The organism is Bradyrhizobium canariense, from assembly GCF_018130465.1.
GTDB classification, from domain to species: domain Bacteria; phylum Pseudomonadota; class Alphaproteobacteria; order Rhizobiales; family Xanthobacteraceae; genus Bradyrhizobium; species Bradyrhizobium canariense_C.
The window spans coordinates 72,539-92,778 of sequence record NZ_JAFCKJ010000015.1 but is presented as its reverse complement, the minus strand read 5'-3'; the positions used below and the strand labels follow the sequence as shown (position 1 = coordinate 92,778).

The window sequence follows — 20,240 nt, the reverse complement described above, 5'->3', positions numbered from 1 at the left end:
ATTCATGACAGTCATCATCGTTCTTGCGCTGCTCTTCCTCCTGCTGGCGATCGGTACGCCGGTCGGTTTCGCCATGGGATTCGCCGGCTCGATCGGCCTGCTGATGGTCGGCGGCACTGGCACGCTGTTCGGCATTCTCCAGACGGCGCCACTTTCGACGGTTTCGTCCTATGAACTGATTACCATCCCGATGTTCCTGCTGATGGCTGATCTCGTCCTGCTGTCCGGTGTCGCCGACGACATGTTCAAGACGGCATCTGCCTGGGTCGGCCGCATTCCCGGCGGGCTCGGCATGGCGACTGCGCTGGCAGGCGCGGGCTTTGGCGCGATCTGCGGCACCTCGACGGCGTCCGCAGCGACGCTGGCCTCGACGAGCCTCCCGGCGATGATCCGACAGGGTTATGAGCCCAAGATGGCGGCCGGCGTCGTGGCGATCTCGGGAACACTGGCCATGCTGATCCCCCCCAGCGTGGCGCTCGTCATTTTCGGTTTGCTCGCCGAAGTCAATATCGGGCAGCTGCTGATCGGCGGCATCATTCCGGCGATGCTCGTGACGGCAACGATCATGGCGACGATCGGCTTCCTGGTCTGGCAGGATCCTTCGCGAGCCCCGCGCGTGGAGCCGGTGCCGTGGCGGGAGCGGTTCGCATTGCTTTGGCAGGTCGGCCCGATGGTGCTGCTGTTCTCGCTCGTCACCGGCACGATCTATCTCGGCATCGCGACGCCGACGGAAGCTTCGGCTCTCGGCGCCGCGGGAGCGCTGGTGCTTGCCATCGCCAAGGGCAGGGTTACGCCTGGCTCGCTCTACAAGGCGCTGCTGAGCGCCTGCCATGGCACCTGCATGATCGTGACGATTCTCGTCGGTGCCTCGATCTTCGGCTATTTCTTCACGTTGACCCACGTCACGCAGGACCTCGTCGCCTGGATCGGCTCGCTGCCCACCTCGCGCTGGGTGATCATCACGCTGATTCTGTGCGGCTACATCGTGCTGGGCTCGTTCATGGACCAGATCGCGATCCTGGTGCTGACGGTGCCGATCGTGCTGCCGCTGATCAAGACGCTCGGCTTCGATCCGATCTGGTTCGGCGTCATCAAGATCGTCACCGCCGAAGTCGGCATGATCACGCCGCCGGTCGGGCTCAACTGCTTCATCGTCGCCCGCTACGCCAAGCGGCCGGTCGCCGAGGTGTTCCACGGCACCTTCCCGCATTTCATCGCCCACCTGATCGCCATCGCGATTTTAGTGGCGTTTCCGTCTATCATTCTCTGGCTGCCCTCGCAGATGGGGCGCTAGAACTAACGAGCCTCCAGCAAGGAGACCATCATGGATTTCGCGCTCACCGATCAGCAGGAGGCCATTCGCGACGCTATCGCGAAGATCTGCGAAGGCTTTCCCGATGCCTATTGGCTGGAGAAGGACCACGACGGCGGCTTTCCGCACGACTTCCACAAGGCGCTCGCCGACGCCGGCTGGCTCGGCATCTGCGTGCCCGAAGCCTACGGCGGCTCCGGGCTCGGCATCACCGAAGCCGCGATCATGATGCGTGCGATCGCGGAATCCGGCGCCGGCATGTCCGGCGCCTCCGCGGTGCACATCAACGTGTTCGGCCTCAATCCCGTTGTCGTGTTCGGCACCGAAGAACAGCGCAAGCGCATGCTGCCGCCGATGGTCGAGGGCCGCGAGAAGGCGTGCTTTGCCGTCACCGAGCCCAACACCGGCCTCAACACCACGCAGCTCAAGACCCGCGCGGTCGCCAAGAACGACCGCTACGTCGTCAACGGCCAGAAGGTGTGGATCTCGACCGCGCAGGTCGCACACAAGATTTTGCTTTTGGCGCGCACCACGCCGCTGGAGGAGGTGCGCTCGCCAACGCATGGGCTGAGCCTGTTCTATACGGACTTCGACCGCAACAAGATCAAGGTCCACGAGATCGAGAAGATGGGCCGCAAGGCCGTCGATTCCAACGAGCTGTTCTTCGAGGATTTCGAGATCCCGATGGAAGACCGGATCGGAGAAGAAGGCAAAGGCTTCCAGTACATCCTCGAAGGCATGAACCCGGAGCGCATCCTGATCGCGGCGGAAGCCGTCGGCCTCGGCAAGCTCGCGCTGTCGCGCGCCACCGAATACGCCAAGACCCGCGTCGTGTTCAACCGGCCCATCGGCAAGAACCAGGGCATTCAGCATCCGCTGGCCGTAAATTGGGTCGAGCTCGAGGCGGCCTGGTTGATGGTGATGTCGGCGGCCTGGCAATACGACAAGGGCATGCCTTGCGGCGGCGCCGCCAATGCCGCGAAGTACATTGCGGGTGAGGCCGGATATCACGCCTGCGAGCAGGCGGTGATGACCCATGGCGGCTTCGGCTACGCCAAGGAGTTCCACGTCGAGCGTTACTTGCGCGAAGTCCTGATCCCGCGTATCGCGCCGGTCAGCCCGCAGCTCGCGCTCAGCTTTATTGCGGAAAAGGTGCTTGGACTGGCCAAGTCTTACTAGGCTGACGCGCGCACCGTTCGGCAGGATTGCCATGAACCTCGCTCACCATCTGCTGCGTGCCGCCAAGCTCGACGCTTCCGCGCCCGCGCTGTTCAAGGGTTTGACGTCGGTCGCCGATTACGGCCGGCTCGCCACGACGGTGGCGTCGCTGGCTGCATCGCTGCAGCAGTGCTTTGGTCTGGCCAATGGCGACCGCGTCGCCTTGCTGATGAAAAATGTTCCAGATTACGTCGCCTGCCTCTACGCTTGCTGGCACGCGGGACTGGTCGCCGTTCCTATCAACGCAAAGCTGCATCCGCGCGAGGTCGCGTTCATCCTCGACAATTCGGGTGCTGCGGTGGTGTTCGTGACCGAGGATATGGCGAGCGTTGCCTCGGAAGCGTTGGCACTTGTTGCGGCCAAGCCGCGCATCGTCGAAATTGGCTCGGCCGAGCATCGTGGTCTCGAAAAGACCGACGGCATCGCCATCGCCGATGTTGCCATCACCGATCCCGCCTGGATCTTCTACACCAGCGGTACCACCGGGCGTCCGAAGGGGGCCGTGCTCAGCCATCGCAATCTGCTCGCAATGTCGCTGAACTATCTGGCCGAGATCAACCCGGTCGTGCCGGGCGAAGCGCTGCTGCACGCCGCGCCGATGTCGCATGGCTCCGGCCTTTACATGGTGCCACACGTGCTCGGCATGGGCGCACAGATCATTCCGGAGAGCGGTCGCTTCGAGCCGGATGAGATCCTGGAGCTGACAGCGAAGCGCGACGGCATCTCTTTCTTCGCCGCGCCGACCATGGTGCGGCGCCTGACGGTCGCGGCGGAAGCGGCCGGCGCGACCGCGCTGGGGCTGAAGACGATCATCTATGGCGGCGGCCCCATGTATGTTGCCGATTGCAAGGCCGCCCTTGCCGTGTTCGGACCAAAGCTTGCGCAAATCTACGGCCAGGGTGAAACGCCGATGACCATCACTTACCTGCCGAAATCCATGCATCTCGACGCCGGCCATCCGCGCCACGAGGAACGCCTCGCTTCGGTCGGGATCGCGCAGGGCGTGGTACAGGTGCGCACCGTGAATGAGGCGGGCCGCGACGTCGCATCGGGCGAGATCGGAGAGATCATCGTGCGCGGCGATACCGTCATGTCCGGTTACTGGCAAAATCCCGAGGCGACTGCGAACACGCTGCGCGACGGCTGGCTCTATACCGGCGACATGGGCGCTTTCGACGCCGACGGCTTCCTCACGCTGAAGGACCGCTCCAAGGACGTCATCATCTCCGGCGGCACCAACATCTATCCGCGCGAGGTCGAGGAAGTGCTGTTGCGGCATGGGGCAGTCGCCGAAGTCTCGGTCATCGGCCGTCCGCATCCGGAATGGGGCGAGGAGGTGGTTGCGGTCGTCGTTCCCGTCGCGGGCAGGGCGGTCACGCGGGACGAACTCGATCAGATGTGCAATGCCTGGATCGCCCGCTTCAAGCGGCCGAAGCACTATTACCTCACCGACGAATTGCCGAAGAACAGCTATGGCAAGATCGTGAAGACGGAGCTGCGCACGCTGCTCGGCGAATCCTCCGTGCGCCTCATGCCGATCGACTGAGGTGGCGATGCCCGAGCCCGCGTCGCCGATCGATTTTTCCAGCCTGGTCCGTGAGGGTGACCTCGTCGTGTGCGGGCAGGCAACGGCTGAACCTGTCACCCTGACCGAGGCGCTGATGGCACAAGCGGCCCGTCTTCCGCCCTTCCGCTTGATGGTCGGACCGGTGTTCTCGGAGACGTTTCCCGCAGGCAGCGCGCCCAACGTGTCGTTCATGAGCTACGGCGTGATCGGCAATGCGCGGCGACTTGCCAAGGCCGGACGGCTCGAGGTGATTCCGAGCAACTACAGCGCCTTTTGTGCCGACTTTGCCGCGCGGAGCCACACGGCCGATGTCGTTCTGGTGCAACTCGCGGATGCCGAAGGACAGCTCAGCGCCAGCCTCTCCAACGACTATGTCGTCGATGCCGCGCGCGGTGCACGCCTCGTCATCGCCGAGATCAACCCGGATTCGCCTTTTACGTTCGGAGCGGAATGGCCCCCGGACGTGACGATCCATGTGCGCGTGCCCGCCCGCCGCAGGCCGGTCGAATTGGGTTCGCCGCCGCTTGACGATATTTCGCGGCGCGTTGCAGCGCATGCGGCGGGCCTGATCGACGACGGCAGCACGCTTCAGTTCGGCGTCGGTCGAATCCCGGACGCGATTCTCTCCTCGCTCTCGCACGCACGCAATCTCGGAATCCATTCCGGCCTAATCAACGACGCCGTCGTTGATCTGATCGAGTGCGGTGCGGTGACGAATGCGGAGAAGGAGATCGATGCCGGAATCACGGTTACCAACCAGGTGATCGGGACGCAGCGGCTCTATCGCTTCGTGCACGAGAACAAGGCTGTTTCGGTGCGGCCGACGTCATACACACACGGCCAGGACGTGCTGGCGCGGATCAACCGGCTGATCGCGATCAACTCGGCACTCCAGGTCGGGCTTGATGGCAGCGTCAATTCCGAGACGCTGAATGGCGTCGCCATCGGTGCGATCGGCGGGCAGCTCGATTTCGTGCGTGGTGCCAATGACTCGCGCGGGGGCAGGGCGATCATCGCGCTGCCGGCGACGGCGTCCGACGGGACCAGCCGGATCGTCGCCGACGTCGAGACGGTGACGACCCCTCGCGCCGATGTCGATGCCATCGTTACCGAATGGGGTATTGCGGAGCTGCGCGGCTGCGGCCTTGCCGAGCGTGCGCGCCGCATGATCGCGATCGCGGCGCCCCATCACCGCGACGCGCTATCGGCGCAGCTTCGTGGCTCCGTGCGTTAGCTCAGTTCATCATCGCGAGCGTCGGACGCTGGCTCTCGCTGGACTCGATGATCCCGGGGAGATCCGTCGCCTCACCGGCGATCATGCCCGACATCCGCCAGAACAGATGGGCAAGGTGCGAGAATACCAGCCGCTCGCGCTCGGCAGGAACGGTACCATCAGGGACCGTCACGGTTTCGAGGCCGACCACTTTCTTGAAATCTGGCCAGATCGTCATCGATTGCGCGATCACGGAGTAGCAGCGCGGATCTTCGTCGCTTTCGTCGGGTGCCGGCATCAAGCCGGGATATTGCACCGGCGCTGCGTAAAACTTGTAGGCACCGTAGCCGAGCTGGAGCAGGAATCTTTCGGAGACGGCGACGTCGGCTGCAAAGGACACCAGCCGCGCTTCGCTCAGCACGTCCGGTTCGATCGCGGCGAGGTCCTGGGGACGCAGCGCCGAGCAGAAGGCGAGGTCGTGATTGTGCTCGCGGAGCAGATTGGCCAGCGGCCGCTGCTGTTGCACGGTGTCGGTGAGCAGGATGATGGTCTTGAGCATTGGTAATGTCCGTCAGGGAAAGAGGTGTCGTGCGGTCATGACCGCCGCGTCGGAAGCGTGGGCGGCAAAGAAATCGTTGCCGATGCACTGTCCCGGCGCGACCTCCAGGATGCGATAGTGCGCGAGAGCGGCGGCGTCGCGCGCGGCGCCGATGTCGTCCTGCCAGGCGCAGAGCGACAGCTCGAGCCGGCCGTATCCGCCGCTATCGGCGGCATAGGCGCCAGTCACGGCCTCGACCGTCGCGGCCACCGCGCCCGCGTCGCTGGCCGAGATGTCGCGCAGGATCACGGCGACGCCGTTGGCGGTCTCGGGCTTTGCGGTCATGACCATGAAGGCATCGCGGGCGCCGGTGCGGCCCGCACGGCGAGCGGAGCGTACGATGCTTGCAAAGCCGGGATCGGGACCGAGTTCCAAGGTCGTCGTCTGCCGGTCGTGTAGAATCGTGGCGCGCGACGCGCCGAGATCGCCTTTCAGCGCGTGATAGGATCGCGGCAGCCACACGGTGTCGAGCGGCACCTGCGACGAGGTCAAGCTCCAGGCCTGGTCGAGCAGATAGCCCTCCCAGATGGCGGGGTAGGACGCCGCGAGCTGCTGCCATGCGCGAAGCATCATTTCAGCGCGCTTGGAGCGGCCGAAATAGAGCGTGCGCGCCGACATCTCCCAGCGGTTCCACTTGTGCAGCGCGACGTCGCAGCCGAGGGAGGACGGCAGCAGCGGCGCTTCGCGCAAGGTCGCGCCGGCTTCGACGAACAGCAGCGGTTCACGATATTTGTTCCACATGCGCGTCATGAACTCCGCCTTCTCGAAGCAGAGGAGGCGGTCGCTGAACTCGGTCTCGATCGCCTCGATATGGCAGGCGACGTCAAACCGCTCGAGCGAGCGCCGCAAGGCAAAGGCCGCCGTTGCGTCGTCGCCGCGCGGATAGCAGGAGACGATCCGCGGGCGGACGGTGGACGCGTCGGCCGCGGCGAGGAATTTCGACCAGCCGATGCCGCCCCACCACATCTCGTGCGGGCCGTCGGCGCCGCAGGGGCCGACGGTGCCGAATTCCGTCAACTTGGATTTGAGGAAATCGAAGCCGGGATTCTCGCTTCTGGGGATGACGAGAGCGCAGCCGGGCGTGAGCGAGCGGTAAAACAGTTCGGCCGCCGCGCCGCTCGGCGGTTCCTTGAGGATGATGACGCCATTTCGCCGGCTCTCCGGCAGATCGCCGAACGTCGGCGTGCCGTACTGGCTGACCAGCCAGTCCAGCCGATCGCGCTGGGCCCGGCCAAGCTTGACGCCGCTGGATTGCAGCAGCAGATCAAGGTCTTCGTGCGTCCCGTCCGTCAATTCCGTACCCCCAGTCCGAGCCCTTGGACTTCAACGTTCCGGGTGGCGTGATCAGGCGCATTATTTCGGGCTGGCGCCGAGCGGTGTGATTGCCACGGAATAGACCGCGATATCTTCCGTCATCGGGGCGACGGGGATCAGCAGGCAGCCGTCCACGGTCTCGGCGCGATAATGGTCACCGTCCCGGTGCACGCCCGCGTAGATCAGGCTTTCGGCCGCGATCCTGACAACGTCCTGGCTCTCCGCGGCGTCGCGCACGTCGTCGCCCTGCTGCACGGTGACGCCGTGAAGAAGCCCTTGGGGCGCGAATTTTGCCAGCGGCAACGCGATCATGGTGATCGCCATGGTGCGCGACAGGGGGATACGCAGGCGCAACTCGCCGAGACCGGTGCGGTGGACGGTCGCGGTCTCCAGCGTCGCATCGCCGCCGGCACCGAACAATCCGACCTGAACCGGGCCACAGGGTCTCTCCTCAAAGACGTCGGCGGGCAGACGGTTGGCGCCGAACAGCACATAGAGGTAACCGTAGGACGGCGACAGCTCGGCAAAGCTGCCGGCGAGCCACATCGGTGGTGCCGCCGAGGCGCAGGCGGCAGAGAGGCCGCGGGCTGCCATCTGGTCGCGGACGAAGTTTGCGTCGAGCATGGGCGCGAGCGCGTGGGTGCCGAGATTGACGTCATGCTTCAATGTGCCGAGCAGCGCGAGTTCGTCGTCGTCGGGCAGCAGCAGAAGCCGCGCCAATGTCGCTGCGCACCAGCGCGCGGCGACGTCGGACGCAGCATAGGGATAGAGGCCATAGTCGAGCGCAACGTCGTTCGCGCTTGCCGCGAAGGCCAGCGCGCCGGCCTGAATCTCCGCTGCGAGCGCCAGCTGCTCCGCCGGACGCGGATTGATCTCGCGCAGCACCGCGCCGCCGTCGTAATCTCGCACGGAGCCATCTGCGGAGCAGCAGGCCTGCTCCAGCAGCGCGATGTTGCGGATCAGCATGCGTTTGACGTGCGGCGTGACCACCAGGTCAGAGATGAATCCGGCGGCACTGTCGTCTTCGGCGAGGTCGTCGAAGGCGTCGTCGAGCGACATCAGATAGGCGCCGTGGAGGCGGATCTTGATGCCTTCCAGGTCGAAGATGCGGCGCAGCGCCTTCTGCACGCTGCCGGAATAGCCGAGATCGGCAAGGACGAGATCGGTGCATTCGTCGAAGCCGGGGATTGCCAGGCGGAGATAGGCGAGCAGACGGGCGCGCAAGCCTGCGGCGAGTTCGGCGATTTCGGCGGGATCCATCAGTCCGGGGAGCGCCTTGGCGAGCGCTTCGCCGGAGGCGATACCGCCGGGGAAATCGGCAAAGAACGCCGCGGCCTTCGGCGGCATGATCTTCACCATGTCGCGGAAGGTCGGTGCATCGATCTTGAAGACCTTGCTGAGGAGATCGACCAGCGGCCGCATGGTGTCGGCCGATGCGATCAGGCTGACACGGCGGTTGATCTCGAGATAGGCCGAACTCATGCCGTGCAGGTCCCGCCAGATCCGGTGCGGCAGAAAGCCGTCGCGGCCGAGGAAGCCGAGCGTGACCTTTCGGCCGGGACCGGAAACCGCCTCGCAGCGCCGCGTCACGAAGGCGTCGAAGGCCGCCATCACCGGGCCCAGCACCGTCAGCCCGAGGTGGAACGCCGGAGATTTCTCGGCGCTACGCGCGGCGACCATGCGCCGCAAGGTGCGCGCGCCACGATCGAGCCGCGACGGCGCGCCATGGCAGAGCAGTTCAAACAGGGTGGTCTCTCGCTGAAACTTCGAGGCCAATTGCGCGGTCGCCTGCGGATAATAGCGGGGCCGAATGCCGTGGCGCTTCGCCCCCTTGATGTCGGCCTTGTCGTTGTCGCCGACGTGAAAGGAGGCGGTGGCGTCGATGCCCTGCTCGGAGAGATATGTGGCGAACAGGGTTTCGCTCTTGCTGGTGCCATGATCGCAGGACGCGTAGAGGAAGTCCCACGTCAGTCCGGGATGGCAGGCCCGGAGCAGCCGCGCCAGCTGGTCGGAATCCCAATAGGTGTCGGAGATGAACCCGACGCGGTGGCCGGCCCGCTTCATGTCCAGATATTGCCTGATCATGTCGGGATTGGCGCGGCAGAGCTCGATCTCGGCGGCGAACTCCGATTCGACCAGATCGTTCAGGTGACGGCGGGTGAGGCCGAACAGCCTGAACGGAAAACAGGAATAGATCTCGGAGATGTGTACCTCGCATCCGCCGCGCTTCGCCTTCGCGGTCCGGCGCGCACGCGCTTCGGCCTGGATTCGATGCTGAACGAAACTCGTGGAAACATTCGGACAAGTTCGTGAAATGTCGGAAAGCTCGTAACTCCTTTCAAATACGCCATCCGGCGTCGTGCAGGCGCGAAGCAGAAACGTATCGAAAACATCGAACGACCAAGCAGAAACAATTTGGCCGCGGCGCTCCGCGCCGGCCGTTGCGATCTTCATGCGGCAATTCCCCGTCCACCAGGACGATTAACGTGCGCAGGCGCGGAGTCAGGCGCCACAAATGCAAAAAAAAGTTCACGCGCGATTCAAAATCGCGTTCGTCGCGACTGACAGATTCAAAAAAAACGCTAGGTTCGAAAAAGGTGATTCGGAAAAAATTGCCGAGTGCAGAAGTCGTCTCGCGTTCATTCACACTCGGAAACAATCTCTTCTTCACGCGCAGAGCGCGTGTCGTGTTCGATCACCTAGTGTCGCGTAATGTCAGCGTTTTCCCCGAGTGCATCTGTTCAGGATGGATGATCCGCCATGGCGCGAGACGATGCGATGATCGCAGATGTGATGCGCGAGAAACGCGAGCAGTCGGCAATTATTGCCCGACACTCGGCAAAAGATACCGACTAAGATCTTGAAAAATAACAAAAAATCGCCGCCTGGATTGTTTTGGCGCCGCGTTCAACGCCTGGAAGCCGTGTGGCATGTGCGCTGCCGGCATTGCGGGTTGGAGATTGCGGGATGAGTTACGCTGCTGATGTCTGGGCTCCCGCTGAGGCGGAGATCACGACGCCGGTCGATGCGATCGTGCCGGTGATGCCGTCTGTGCCGCTCGCGCCGGACAGCGCGCCTGTCACCGCCGACGTCGTCTACGACGAGGACAGCGAACTCCTCGACAGGCTCGCGGCCGGCGACGAGGTCGCGTTCCGCGCGCTGGTTGTGCGCCACATCGACCGTGCCTACGCGATCGCGCTGCGCATCGTCGGCAACACGGCGGACGCCGAGGACGTGGTGCAGGACACCATGCTCAAGATCTGGAGCCATCGCGGTCGCTGGCAGCACGGCCGCGCCAAGTTCTCGACCTGGCTCTACCGTGTCATCTCGAACCGCTGCATTGATCTGCGCCGCAAGCCGCGCAACGAGAATGTCGAGACGGTGCCCGAAGTCGCCGACGCCCAGCCCGGCGCCGTCGAGATCCTCGAGCGCAACGAGCTGAACGGCATGTTGGAGGTCGCGATGCAGCGCCTGCCCGAGCAGCAGCGCATCGCGGTGATCCTGTCGTACCATGAGAGTATGAGCAACGGCGAGATCGCCCAGGTGATGGACACGACGGTGGCCGCCGTGGAGTCGCTGCTCAAGCGCGGCCGCCAGCAGCTTCGCCAGCTCCTGCGCAAGCACGAACGCGACATCCGCACCGCGTTTACCGACTGCTAACCATAAAATTGGCCCTGTGAAAATTTCGCGCCTGATCTCCTTGCGCTCTGCCGTTTGAGCGAACGGACGGGGCTGCGGTCCGCGTCGTCAATCGTCTTCAACGATGCGGCACGCCATGCCCATCAGCACAGGAGCCTTCAATGCCCGCAATCAACACCAATACCGCCGCCAACGCCGCGGTCCGCTATCTCAACATCAACTCCGCTCAGGAGAGCAGCTCGCTCTCGAAGCTGTCGAGCGGTTCGCGCATCACCTCGGCATCCGACGACGCGGCGGGCCTTGCGATCTCCACGCGCATCTCCTCGGACGTCACCACGCTGCAGCAGGCCGCGACCAACGCCTCGCAGGCCAACGCGATCCTGCAGACGGCCGACGGCGGAGCCTCGAACATCTCCGACATTCTCGCGCGCATGAAGTCGCTGGCTTCCGAATCGGCCTCGGGCACCACGACCGACTCCAGCCGCGCCTATATCCAATCGGAATTCTCGCAGCTCAACGACGAAATCGACTCGATCGCGACCGGCACTCGCTATTCCAGCCAGAGTCTGCTCGACGGCACCAGCGTATTTTCGTCCGGCGTGTCCGTGCTGGTCGGCTCGGACGGCTCCGACACCATCACCATCACGCTGACCAGCCTGACGGCGTCGTCGCTCGCCGTCACCTCGCTGGACGTCAGCACCCAGTCCGGCGCGACTTCGGCGCTCGACGCCCTCGATACCGCGATCGACACAGTCTCGGCTGCACGCGCCTCGATCGGTGCCCAGGAATCGCGGTTCAACTTCTCGTCGGATTCGATCTCGACCCAGACGCAGAATCTCCAGTCGGCAAACTCCGCGATCAAGGACGTGGATATCGCGGCCGAGCAGTCCAAGCTGTCTTCGGCCGAGGTGAAGACCCAGGCCGCCGTGTCGGCGCTGGCCGCCGCCAATCAGATGCCGCAGTACCTCCTCAAGCTCCTGGGCTGATGATCAACTGACCGGGCCGGCATGATGCCGGCCCGGCCCTCTCTGCCAGAGGCGGCCAAGCAAAGTGACCAGCGTCAGTTCGAGCACCAGCAGCACAAGTTCGTCGGGCGTATCGGTCACGACGAGCGGAACCACCAATTCGAGCAGCATCGACTGGACGGCGCTGATCCAATCCGCCGTCGACGCGAAGACCGCGCAGGCGGACACGATCTCGACCACGATTACGAACAATGAAGCCAAGATCTCGGCCTATCAGACGCTCCAGAGCGATCTGAAGACGCTGTATTCGGGGCTGGCGTCGCTTTCGACCGCGGTGGTCAACTCGCTGTCCACCAGCGCTTTTGCGACGCGCTCGGCCAGCATCAGTTCTACCGGCGACGTGAGCGCATCGTCGGCGCTTTCCATGACCATCAAGAGCGGGGCTGCGATCGGCGACCACACGCTGACGATAAGCCAGCTCGCCACCGCGCAGAAGGTGGTCGGTACGTCGCAGTCGAGCCAAACCGACGAACTCGGCTACGCCGGCACGTTTTCAATCGGCCTAGAGGGGGGCAGTACGGCCGATATCAGTGTCACCAGCACGATGTCGCTCCAGGATATCGTCGATGCCGTCAATGCCCAGACCTCGACAACCAACGTCCAGGCGTCGATCGTACAGGTCTCCAGCGGTTCGTACGAGATGGTGTTGACGGGTATGGAGGATGCCGCCGACATCACCTATTCGAGCACGTCTGGCGACGACATTCTGAACAAGCTCGGCGTGACCGACAGTTCGGGGAGCTTCGCCGACGTGCTCCAGGAGGCGCAGGCTGCCGAATTCACGCTCGACGGCATCACGATGACTCGCAGCACCAACGACATCACGGACGTTTTGAATGGGGTCACCTTCAGCCTGCTCCAGGAGACGCCGGACGGGGCGACGCTGAACATCAGTATCGAGACTGACACCAGCCAGATCGAATCGGCGCTGGAGACGTTCGTCACCAACTACAACGCGTTTCGCGACGAAGTCATTGCCCAGCAGGCGACCGACACGGACGGTACCGCGTCCTCGAGTGCGGTGCTGTTCGGCGACGGAACCGTGCGCGAGATCATGGATCAGCTCCAGGGCGGGCTCAACAGCACCGTGGGCGGTCTGACGATGGCCGACCTTGGATTGTCCTTCAACGAGAACAACGAGCTCGAGCTCGATACCTCTACGCTGTCGGATATCCTGAGCACCAATCTGAGCGGTGTGACCACCCTGTTGTCGGCTCAGACGACGACTTCGTCGAGCCAGCTCAGCGTCGTCAATACCGGAACCTCGCCGCAGTCCTTCACTCTGGACCTGACGGTCGATTCCTCCGGCAATCTCAGCTCGGCCTCGATCGGCGGCGATTCATCGCTCTTCACCGTCAGCGGCACCACGATCATCGGCGCCTCTGGTTCGATCTATGCCGGCATGGCCTTCACCTATAGCGGCTCGACCTCGCAGTCGATCACTGTGACGTCGACCTTGGGCATTGCGACGCAGCTCTATCAGATCGCGAAGAACTACTCGTCGTCGTCCGGCGCGCTGCAAACGCAGATCACCAGCCTGACGACGCGCGACGACGAGCTCCAGCAGAAGGTCGACGACATCAACAGTGCGGCGTCGACGCTGCAGTCGCGGCTTGAGACGCAATACGCGAAATACCAGTCGGCGATCGAGAGCGCCAACAGCACGCTCGATTATCTCAAGGCCCTGCTCAATTCCAGCTCGAGTAATTGATGATGCATAATCCGACGGCGTACATGGCCAACCAGGCTTACCGGGGGGCGGCAACCAGCGTGCCGCCGCTCAAGGCGATTTCGATGCTGCTCGGCGGCACGATCACCTTCCTCCAGAAATCGCTGGCCGCGCAGGAAGCGCGGCGCTTCGAGGAGGGGCACGAATATCTGATGAAGGCGGCCGCGATCCTGCGCGGGCTGAGCCACAATCTCGATTTCACCAAGGGCGGCGCCGTGGCCGAGCGGCTGTTCCAGACCTACAACGCGATGATCCTGGCATGCCTCAAGGCTTACGGTCGCCCGCACGCCCGCGAGAGTTTTGGGCGCATCATCGCCGGGCTCACGGAGTTACGGGAGGCTTGGGAGCACGTCGATGCGACCTTGCGCGGAGGCAAGACCGCGCCGGCCGATTCGGTCCGCAAGGGCTGAAAGCGCGGGCTGCCCGATTCCGGAGCGCACCGGCGAATCTGCGGCCGGTCGTTTCGGACGCTTTCCGTAGTGCTGCGGGCGGTTTTGGGGCCCAAACCCGCCGAAATCCGGTTTCCGCCGCGCCAGCAATGCTTTATGACGTGGCCTGACCGAGGCGGGACCGGCGGGCGATGGACGTCACCGAGTTTGAGGAACTGATTGATCGGCTGGGCGAGGATCTCTCCCTCTGGCCAGACGATCGGCGTATACCCGCCGAAGAGCTGCTGGCGCGGTCTGCCGCCGCGCAAGCCTTGCTGGAAGAGTCGCGCGTCTTGCGCCGCGCGCTTGCAGCACCCCCGGTCCGCGCGCCCGCAGGCCTCGCCGACCGCATCGTCACTGCTGCCGCGAAAATGAAGGGCGACACCGCCGAGCCGCGCACCGAGGGCGAGACGGCGGAAAGCTGAAGGGCTCTTCTGAAATCCCGTATCTTCACCTCGTTGTGGTTGCGGCAGCAAAAGCTTTCGCAGGCCAATGACGCGGTGGAAGCGTCGGCACCCCGAACCCTCATCTTGTATGCGATTGCTTTGCCGCGAGTGAGGCGAGGAAGCGCGGCTCCGTCGCCGCAACAAGCGACCCTGACATCATCGCTGCTTTGACACGCGCGCACGCGGCAGATTTTGCCGTGTCGAAAGCTGTTTTTGCGTACGTGAATCGCCGCCTGACTTCGCACGCCCAGCCGTTTCATCAGCACACAGATTTCAAGCGCCGCCGACCGACATGTCGTCGCCGGCAACGCAAGGAAGCCGGAGTTTCTGATGACCGTTTCCGCCACGAGTTCTGCGTCGACCGCCACGACGACGACATCGTCGTCGTCGAGCACGTCGTCCAGTTCGACGCTGACATCCAGCGATTTCCTGAGCCTGCTCGTCAGCGAGCTCCAGAACCAGAATCCGCTGGATGCGACCTCGACCACCGACCTCGTCAATCAGCTCACCTCATATGCGAATTTCACCTCTCAGCAGTCGATCAACTCCAATCTCTCGTCGCTCGCGGGCTCATTCTCGAGCCTCGTGACGCTGAATTCCGTGAACTACATCGGCCACACCGTCGAGGCGAAGACGGACACCTCGACCTTGAGCAATGGCTCGGCGACGTTCGGCTACTCGCTGTCCTCGGCCGCCTCGGACGTGTCGATCAGCATCTCGGATTCCTCCGGCAATGTTGTCTACACCGGCACCGGGACCGGCAATTCCGGCTCCAATAGTTTCACCTGGGACGGCAAGGACTCCAGCGGCAACCAGCTCTCCGACGGCGGCCAGTACACGATCTCGGTGACCGCGACGAATTCCTCCGGCAATTCGGTCCTCAACTACACGACCGTCACTGGCACCGTGACCGGCATCGACACCTCGACCTCGACCCCCTCGCTTACCGTGAACGGCATTTCCGTCAGCGCCGCCAACATCATCGGCGTCACATCCTGATTTCTTCCGGAGTTCTACCATGAGTCTGACCGGTGCATTATCCTCGGCGATCTCGGCACTCAGTGCGCAGAGCCAGTCCCTGTCGATGATCAGCGACAACATCGCCAATTCCGATACGACCGCCTACAAGACGGCGTCCGGGATGTTCGACGCGCTCGTGACCGCGTCGAGCAACACCACCTCCTATGCCTCGGGCGGCGTCACCGTGTCGGGCCGCTCCAACATCACCCAGCAGGGCCTGCTGGCTGCGACCTCTAACGCCACGGACATCGCGATCCAGGGCTCGGGCTTCTTCGTTGTGACCGACGCCAAGTCGGGCGGCACCGTCGCCTACACACGCAACGGTGCCTTCACCACCGACAATGCCGGCTATCTCCAGAACAACGGCTATTACCTCGAGGGCTGGCGCACCGACGCGGACGGCAACGTCGTCGGCAACGAAACGGCGAGCAACCTCGAGCCCATCAACACCCAGGTCGCATCGACCAGCGGCAGTGCCACCACCAAGACCACGATCGCAGCCAATTTGCCCTCGGATGCCGCGACGGGCGATACCTATACCAGCTCGATGACGGTCTGCGATTCGCTTGGCGCCGCGAATTCGATGCAGATCACCTGGTCCAAGACCGGCACCAACACCTGGAGCGCGAGCTTCGCCAACCCGACCACGGCCTCGGACACCACGACCGCGACCGGCACGGCGTCAGGCACGATCGACATCACCTTCAACAGCGACGGCTCGCTGGCCAGCACCAGCCCGGACCCGGCGACCGTCTCGATCACAGGCTGGACCGACGGCGCGGCCGACAGCACGATTACCATGGATCTCGGCACCGCCGGGAAGACCGACGGTCTGACGCAATACGCGTCCGGCGAGACCACGCCGTCGGTCAACGTCACCAGCATCGACTCGGACGGCCTGTCCTACGGCAAGCTGTCCAGCATATCGATCGGCGACGACGGCGTCGTCGACGCCACCTATTCCAACGGCCAGACCATTGCGATCTACAAGATCGCGGTCGCGACCTTCGCCGCCCCAAACGGGCTCGCCGCCTCCAGCGACGGGATCTATTCGGCGACGGTGACGTCGGGCAACGCCGCCCTGCAGGCCTCCGGCGAGAACGGTGCGGGCACGATCTACGGCAGCGAGCTGGAATCTTCGACCACCGACACGTCCAGCCAGTTCTCGAGCATGATCTCGGCGCAGCAGGCTTATTCGGCCGCGTCCCAGGTCATCTCGACCGTCAACAAGATGTACGACACCCTGATCTCGGCGATGAGGTGAGTGGTGCGCAGTGAAGAGTCCAGGGTTGTCGGAGAGGCCCTGCTGCGCCGGCTGCAACGGCTGGTGACACGGGCCGCGACCGTCAGAGGCGGCGACCGCAGGCAATTGCTCGCACTGATCGACGACGTCGAGACGGCGCGCCGCGGCTTGTTGCGGGAATGCGCGGAGGTCGAGGGCGAGATGAGGCAAGCAACCGTCAGGACGACTGCGATCGCCGCGTACCTGCGCAATGCGCAGGTCAGCCGCGGCAAACGGAATAACTAGAAGAAGGCGATGACCATGACTGTAGCCCACGCCAAGAGCCAAGCCACGAGGACGAGCGCCGCAAATGGCGACGTCCGGATCAAGTCGCTGATCGCGCTGATCGACACGCTGACTGCGCTGGTCGCCGAGGAGAATGCCGAGCTCGCCAAGGGCCTGCCGGCCTCGCGCCTGAAGCAGGTCGACGAGAAGAATCGCCTGGCGGAGATGTTCGAGCAGACCGTTGCCGAATGTGCTGCGGGCACGACCAGCCTGAACGTACCGGACCGGATCCTGCGCGAGCAGCTCTTGGCGCGGATCTTGAAGCTGCGCACGGCGATGGACGAGAACCTGGTGCGCCTGCGCGCGGCGATCGAGGCCAGCAACCGCCGGATCGAGGCCGTCATGCAGGCGATCCGCGAGCAGATCGCGGCGGTGTCGCCCTATGGCGCTTCCGGCCGGGTCGCTGCGCGCCCCGTCTCCAGCGGCACCAGCCGCAGCGCCTGACGATTCGAGGATCTCGCCGTGTCACTCAATATCGCACGATCGATCGCCTTCAGCGGGCTGTCGGCCACGTCGGTGCAGATCAGCGTGACGTCGTCGAACATCTCGAACGCCGACACGACGGGCTACACCGAGAAGACCGCCAACCAGTCGAGCAGCGTCACCAACGGTGTAGGCACTGGCGTTACCGTCACAGGTATCTCCTCGACCGTCGACAAGCTGCTGCTGAAGTCGCTGGTCGGGGCGACCTCCGAGCTCGGCTCGGCCGATACGACCAACACCTATCTGACCTCGCTTGAAAAGCTCTACGGCTCGACCAGCAGCACCGATGGAAGCTCCACGGGAACCTCGCTCGCAAACAGCATCGCCACGCTGGAATCGGCGCTGTCGTCCCTGGCGAGCACGCCGAGCAGCGCTTCGCTGCAATCCAACGTCGTCAGCGCGCTCGATGACGTCGCGAGCCAGTTGCGGGAGACGTCGAGCGGTATCCAGAAGCTCCGCGGCGACGCCGACCAGGACATCTCGTCCTCGATCGACGATGTGAATACGGATCTTGAGCAGATCGCGGATCTCAACGCCGCGATCAAGCAGACGGCGGCGGCCGGCCAATCGACCGCGGACCTGGAGGACCAGCGCAACACCGCGCTCCAGGACGCCGCCTCCAAGATGAACATCAGCTATTTCACGACGTCGAACGGCGATCTCCAGATCTATACCACGTCCGGCCAGGCGCTGGTCGACAGTTCCGCGCACACGATCAGCTATACCGCCGCGGCCAACGTGACGGCGTCGACGACTTACAGCGCCGGCTCATCGTCGAGCGGTTTTAGCGCGATCACGGTGAACGGCGTCGATATCACCTCCCAGATATCCGGCGGCGACATCGGCGCGCTCGTCACGCTTCGCGACAAGACCCTGCCGGCGGCGCAGTCCCAGCTCGACCAGCTCGCGCAGCAGCTCGCCTCGGCCATGAACAGCGTCTCGAACGGCGCCTCTTCGGTGCCGGCGCCGACCAGCCTGACCGGCACGACGGCCGTCACCAGCAGCACGGCGCTCTCCGCCACCGGCTCGGTGCGCATCGCCTCCACCGACCAGAGCGGCAATCTGGTCACCTACGGTGATCTCGACCTCTCGTCCTATTCCACGGTCGGCGATCTCGTCACCGCGATCAACGGAATCTCCGGACTCTCCGCATCGGTCGATTCGGACGGCCATCTCTCGATCACGGCGACCGGCTCAGGCAATGGCGTCGCCATCAACGAGATGACGAGCTCGGTGGGAAGCTCCGGCGAGGGGTTTTCGGAGTATTTCGGTCTCAACGATCTGGTGACGGGAACGAGCGCGTCGGATATCGCGGTCAACAGCAAGATCCTGTCCGGAACCAACGAGCTTCAGCTCGCGACACTGGACGCTTCGTCGAGCCTGACGGTCGGCAGCGCGGTGCTGTCGTCGGGGTCTGCCACCGTCGTCAATGCCTTCTACGATGCCTTGACGGAGTCCCGGACATTTTCCTCCACCGGCGGGCTCGCCGCCACCACCGGCTCCCTCGCCGATTACGCCTCGGCCGTCGTGTCCGATGTCGCGAGCAAGTCGTCGCAGGCCTCCACCAACTACACCGCCAAGGATATCGCGCAGTCGACCTATGCGAACTCGCTGTCGTCGCAGTCGGGGGTCAACCTTGACGAGGAATCGGCGAAACTCAGCACGCTCCAGAACAAATATTCGGCGGCCTCCGCGCTGATCCAGGCCATCAACTCCATGTACTCGGCGCTGCTCTCTGCCGTGCAGTCGACATAGGAGGCACTCGGGCATGGTGGCGATGCGGGTCGCGACCTTCGCGCAGTCGAACAAGATGATCTCCGACGCAATGCGCGTACAGGCGGTCATGGCCGAGAAGCAGGTCCAGGAATCGTCCGGCATCATCTCGAGCGATATCGGCGGCTACGGTTCGGACGCGCAGCACGTCGTCAACCTCCAAGTCTCGGTGACGCGCGCGCAGTCCTATATCGATGCTGCGACGCTGGCCGACAGCAAAGTGCAGGTGATGTATTCGGCGGTCGGCTCGATCACCGACATCATCACGCAGCTTCGCTCCCAGCTCAGCGCCGCCTCCACCGGAAGCTCGACCGAGGCGACCTCGGTGATCAGCTCCGCCCAGCAGTTGCTGGAGGAGATGGGGGCGATCATGAACACGCAGTATGACGGTCAATATGTCTTTGCCGGCGGCAAGACGGACACGGCCCCGGTCGATCTCACGGGCTTTTCGTCGGGGGCGGGGTCTCTGGCCACGGCGGACAGCAGTTACTACGGGGGCGACGACGAGATCGCCTCGGTGCGTGTCGGCGCTGGTGAGACCGTCTCCTATGGTGTAACCGCCGACAATTCGGCGTTCGAGGAGGTGATGCGTGTGCTGAAATTCGTCGCCAACAGCACCTCGCTGTCGTCCGCGGACATCTCCAGCGCGCTCGATCTTGCCGGCACGGCGCTCGACGACACGGCGGCCGTGCAGGCAAAGCTTTCCAGCGCGGCGTCCTCGATCGAGACGGCCAGCGCCCGCCAGAGCGACTACAAGAGCTATGCCGAGACTTTGTCGAGCGACCTCACCAGCGTCGACGTCGCTGCCGTTACGGCGGAGCTCTCGACCTACGAGGCGCAACTTACTGCGTCCTATTCGGCGCTTGGCAAGATCCTGAGCCTGAATCTTTCGAGCTATCTGAAATAGG

General features: G+C 64.0%; 18 protein-coding genes. 15 read left to right on the top strand and 3 right to left on the bottom strand.

From position 1 onward, the window contains the following. Window positions 1–4 precede the first annotated feature (4 nt). The 4 genes from JQ591_RS29865 to JQ591_RS29850 are packed head-to-tail and all read left to right on the top strand — an operon-like array spanning window position 5 to window position 5,331. Entirely contained in the window at window positions 5–1,294 is a 1,290-nt protein-coding gene (locus JQ591_RS29865; protein ID WP_211399561.1) for a TRAP transporter large permease, read from the top strand. Between the two features lie 30 nt (window positions 1,295–1,324). Then, window positions 1,325–2,491: an acyl-CoA dehydrogenase family protein gene (locus JQ591_RS29860; protein ID WP_211399560.1), complete on the top strand. Its 1,167-nt coding sequence runs from the start codon at window positions 1,325–1,327 to the stop codon at window positions 2,489–2,491. 31 nt (window positions 2,492–2,522) lie between these two features. Beyond that, entirely contained in the window at window positions 2,523–4,076 is a 1,554-nt protein-coding gene (locus JQ591_RS29855; protein WP_211399559.1) for a class I adenylate-forming enzyme family protein, read from the top strand. 7 nt (window positions 4,077–4,083) lie between these two features. Next, on the top strand, window positions 4,084–5,331 hold the full coding sequence (locus JQ591_RS29850) for an acetyl-CoA hydrolase/transferase family protein (protein ID WP_211399558.1): 1,248 nt from the start codon (window positions 4,084–4,086) through the stop codon (window positions 5,329–5,331). A gap of 1 nt (window position 5,332) precedes the next feature. On the opposite strand, the gene JQ591_RS29845 is transcribed toward JQ591_RS29850, so the two are convergent. From JQ591_RS29845 to JQ591_RS29835, 3 genes are read right to left on the bottom strand one after another with little or no spacing between them, the layout of a single operon-like run. After that, entirely contained in the window at window positions 5,333–5,869 is a 537-nt protein-coding gene (locus JQ591_RS29845; RefSeq protein WP_211399557.1) for a hypothetical protein, read from the bottom strand. 12 nt (window positions 5,870–5,881) lie between these two features. Next, window positions 5,882–7,201, bottom strand: coding sequence for a hypothetical protein (locus JQ591_RS29840; protein ID WP_211399556.1), 1,320 nt, complete (start codon window positions 7,199–7,201; stop codon window positions 5,882–5,884). 60 nt (window positions 7,202–7,261) lie between these two features. Then, entirely contained in the window at window positions 7,262–9,676 is a 2,415-nt protein-coding gene (locus JQ591_RS29835) for an HAD family hydrolase (protein ID WP_211399555.1), read from the bottom strand. Window positions 9,677–10,189: 513 nt separating this feature from the next. Between JQ591_RS29835 and JQ591_RS29830 the strand changes: the two genes are divergently transcribed. From JQ591_RS29830 to JQ591_RS29780, 11 genes are all read left to right on the top strand, one after another. Then, window positions 10,190–10,882 carry an RNA polymerase sigma factor gene (locus tag JQ591_RS29830; RefSeq protein WP_211399554.1) on the top strand — a complete coding sequence of 231 codons (693 nt, stop codon included), beginning with the start codon at window positions 10,190–10,192 and terminating at the stop codon, window positions 10,880–10,882. 140 nt (window positions 10,883–11,022) lie between these two features. Next, on the top strand, window positions 11,023–11,847 hold the full coding sequence (locus tag JQ591_RS29825; RefSeq protein WP_211399553.1) for a flagellin: 825 nt from the start codon (window positions 11,023–11,025) through the stop codon (window positions 11,845–11,847). A gap of 64 nt (window positions 11,848–11,911) precedes the next feature. Beyond that, window positions 11,912–13,597 carry a flagellar filament capping protein FliD gene (fliD, locus tag JQ591_RS29820; RefSeq protein ID WP_211399552.1) on the top strand — a complete coding sequence of 562 codons (1,686 nt, stop codon included), beginning with the start codon at window positions 11,912–11,914 and terminating at the stop codon, window positions 13,595–13,597. Continuing rightward, window positions 13,597–14,025, top strand: a complete 429-nt coding sequence (gene fliS / locus JQ591_RS29815) for a flagellar export chaperone FliS (RefSeq protein ID WP_211399551.1) — start codon at window positions 13,597–13,599, stop codon at window positions 14,023–14,025. The genes fliD and fliS overlap by 1 nt, the downstream gene beginning before the upstream one ends. Before the next feature lie 170 nt (window positions 14,026–14,195). Further along, window positions 14,196–14,468, top strand: coding sequence for a hypothetical protein (locus JQ591_RS29810; protein ID WP_211399550.1), 273 nt, complete (start codon window positions 14,196–14,198; stop codon window positions 14,466–14,468). Window positions 14,469–14,819: 351 nt separating this feature from the next. After that, window positions 14,820–15,488 carry a flagellar hook assembly protein FlgD gene (locus JQ591_RS29805; protein WP_211399549.1) on the top strand — a complete coding sequence of 223 codons (669 nt, stop codon included), beginning with the start codon at window positions 14,820–14,822 and terminating at the stop codon, window positions 15,486–15,488. A 19-nt stretch (window positions 15,489–15,507) separates the two neighbouring features. After that, a complete protein-coding gene (gene flgE, locus JQ591_RS29800; protein ID WP_211399548.1) occupies window positions 15,508–16,773 on the top strand; it encodes a flagellar hook protein FlgE in 1,266 nt (421 codons plus the stop codon). 3 nt (window positions 16,774–16,776) lie between these two features. Then, the gene (locus JQ591_RS29795; protein ID WP_211399547.1) at window positions 16,777–17,037 is read left to right on the top strand and encodes a hypothetical protein; all 261 of its coding nucleotides are present in this window, start codon (window positions 16,777–16,779) and stop codon (window positions 17,035–17,037) included. 9 nt (window positions 17,038–17,046) lie between these two features. Further along, a complete protein-coding gene (locus JQ591_RS29790) occupies window positions 17,047–17,520 on the top strand; it encodes a flagellar protein FlgN (protein WP_211399546.1) in 474 nt (157 codons plus the stop codon). Between the two features lie 18 nt (window positions 17,521–17,538). Further along, complete coding sequence (gene flgK, locus JQ591_RS29785; RefSeq protein WP_211399545.1) at window positions 17,539–19,314, top strand: flagellar hook-associated protein FlgK; 1,776 nt, start codon at window positions 17,539–17,541, stop codon at window positions 19,312–19,314. Between the two features lie 13 nt (window positions 19,315–19,327). After that, window positions 19,328–20,239 carry a flagellin gene (locus JQ591_RS29780; protein ID WP_211399544.1) on the top strand — a complete coding sequence of 304 codons (912 nt, stop codon included), beginning with the start codon at window positions 19,328–19,330 and terminating at the stop codon, window positions 20,237–20,239. Window position 20,240: the final 1 nt, after the last annotated feature.